The organism is Saccharococcus sp. Marseille-Q5394 (assembly GCF_946901335.1).
Taxonomy (GTDB): Bacteria; Bacillota; Bacilli; order Bacillales_A; family Planococcaceae; genus Sporosarcina; species Sporosarcina luteola_C.
This window is the reverse complement of record NZ_CAMPPQ010000002.1, coordinates 67501-70000: the sequence shown is the minus strand read 5'-3', so window position 1 is coordinate 70000 and position 2500 is coordinate 67501. Positions and strand designations below refer to the sequence as shown.

General features: G+C 51.0%; 3 rRNA genes (2 of these 3 running past the window's edge). All 3 read left to right on the top strand.

What is annotated here, in order from left to right:
* Window positions 1-1363 (top strand): 23S ribosomal RNA (locus tag OC538_RS10805); it begins 1571 nt to the left of the window's first position.
* Between the two features lie 84 nt (window positions 1364-1447).
* Window positions 1448-1563: ribosomal RNA gene (rrf, locus tag OC538_RS10800) — 5S ribosomal RNA — on the top strand.
* Between the two features lie 585 nt (window positions 1564-2148).
* Window positions 2149-2500 (top strand): 16S ribosomal RNA (locus tag OC538_RS10795); it runs 1200 nt beyond the window's last position.

Here is a 2500-nt window from a genome sequence, read left to right as displayed (position 1 = left end):
TGATGGCAAGGGGAATTATCCCCGGAGTCCCTGATTTCACACTGCCAAGAAAAGCCTCTAGCGAGGCGGGAGGTGCCCGTACCGCAAACCGACACAGGTAGGCGAGGAGAGAATCCTAAGGTGATCGAGAGAACTCTCGTTAAGGAACTCGGCAAAATGACCCCGTAACTTCGGGAGAAGGGGTGCTCTGGTAGGGTGTTAAAGCCCGAGAGAGCCGCAGTGAATAGGCCCAGGCGACTGTTTAGCAAAAACACAGGTCTCTGCAAAACCGTAAGGTGACGTATAGGGGCTGACGCCTGCCCGGTGCTGGAAGGTTAAGAGGAGAGGTCAGCGCAAGCGAAGCTTCGAATTGAAGCCCCAGTAAACGGCGGCCGTAACTATAACGGTCCTAAGGTAGCGAAATTCCTTGTCGGGTAAGTTCCGACCCGCACGAAAGGCGTAACGATCTGGGCACTGTCTCAACGAGAGACTCGGTGAAATTATAATATGCGTGAAGATGCGCATTACCCGCGACAGGACGGAAAGACCCCGTGGAGCTTTACTGTAGCCTGATATTGAATTCCGGTGCAGCCTGTACAGGATAGGTAGGAGCCTTGGAATCCGGAGCGCCAGCTTCGGAGGAGGCAATGGTGGGATACTACCCTGGCTGTATTGGACTTCTAACCCTTGCCCGTGATCCGGGCAGGAGACAGTGTCAGGTGGGCAGTTTGACTGGGGCGGTCGCCTCCTAAAGTGTAACGGAGGCGCCCAAAGGTTCCCTCAGAATGGTTGGACATCATTCGTAGAGTGCAAAGGCATAAGGGAGCTTGACTGCGAGACCTACAAGTCGAGCAGGGTCGAAAGACGGGCTTAGTGATCCGGTGGTTCCGCATGGAAGGGCCATCGCTCAACGGATAAAAGCTACCCCGGGGATAACAGGCTTATCTCCCCCAAGAGTCCACATCGACGGGGAGGTTTGGCACCTCGATGTCGGCTCATCGCATCCTGGGGCTGTAGTCGGTCCCAAGGGTTGGGCTGTTCGCCCATTAAAGCGGTACGCGAGCTGGGTTCAGAACGTCGTGAGACAGTTCGGTCCCTATCCGTCGCGGGCGCAGGAAATTTGAGAGGAGCTGTCCTTAGTACGAGAGGACCGGGATGGACATACCGCTGGTGTACCAGTTGTCTTGCCAAAGGCATCGCTGGGTAGCTATGTATGGACGGGATAAATGCTGAAAGCATCTAAGCATGAAGCCCCCCTCAAGATGAGATTTCCCATTACGCAAGTAAGTAAGATCCCTCAAAGAAGATGAGGTGGATAGGTCCGGGGTGGAAGCGTGGCGACACGTGCAGCTGACGGATACTAATCGATCGAGGACTTAACCTTAAGTTACTTAAGTACGGTTGAACTTGAAGTTCAGCAACAATGTTGGTTTTATCCAGTTTTGAACGAACAAGTATCGTTCAGTCGTCTGGTGACGACGGCGAAGAGGTCACACCCGTTCCCATACCGAACACGGAAGTTAAGCTCTTCAGCGCCGATGGTAGTAGGGGGCTTCCCCCTGTGAGAGTAGGACGTCGCCGGGCCAACGCCATTCCCCATGGGGAATGGTTTTTTTGTGTATTTTTTTATATATAACCGAAGGTTGAACAATCATATGCATATCTCTTTCCTAACACGGAAGATAAGTTTTTCAGCTCCGATAGTAGTAAGGCGGCGCAGCAGCTTTATGTAAATTACGCAGGGACCTGGTTTTAGTTCTTGGAAGTGTTATTTCAATTGACACTCAAGAGAATTTGGAACGGTAAAGTTATTTAACGCTACTTAGTTCAGTACGTGGTTCCAATTATTCCCACGTTTAAGGGTATTGCAATTAGATAGGCTGGATGGTATAGTTAACAACGTTGCCTTTCCGGTAAGTGAATAACGGCTTTGAAAACAGCTTAAAACTTTTTTAGAAAAGTTGTTGACATAAGGATTGCAAACATGGTATTATATAAGAGTTGCTTCTAACGGAGCACGAACAATGAACCTTGAAAACTGAACAGCAAAACGTCAACAAATAAAGTTCTGGAACCGACTCTGTCGGTGAAAAGAACAAACGAATCTTCGGATTCAAATTGACATCTTAATTGATGCCAGCAAGAAACTCGAGCTACTCGAATTTCTCTATTATGGAGAGTTTGATCCTGGCTCAGGACGAACGCTGGCGGCGTGCCTAATACATGCAAGTCGAGCGGATTGATGGGAGCTTGCTCCCTGATTTCAGCGGCGGACGGGTGAGTAACACGTGGGCAACCTGCCCTGCAGATGGGGATAACTCCGGGAAACCGGGGCTAATACCGAATAATCGGTTCTTCCGCATGGAAGAACTCTGAAAGACGGTTTCGGCTGTCACTGCAGGATGGGCCCGCGGCGCATTAGCTAGTTGGTGGGGTAATGGCCTACCAAGGCGACGATGCGTAGCCGACCTGAGAGGGTGATCGGCCACACTGGGACTGAGACACGGCCCAGACTCCTACG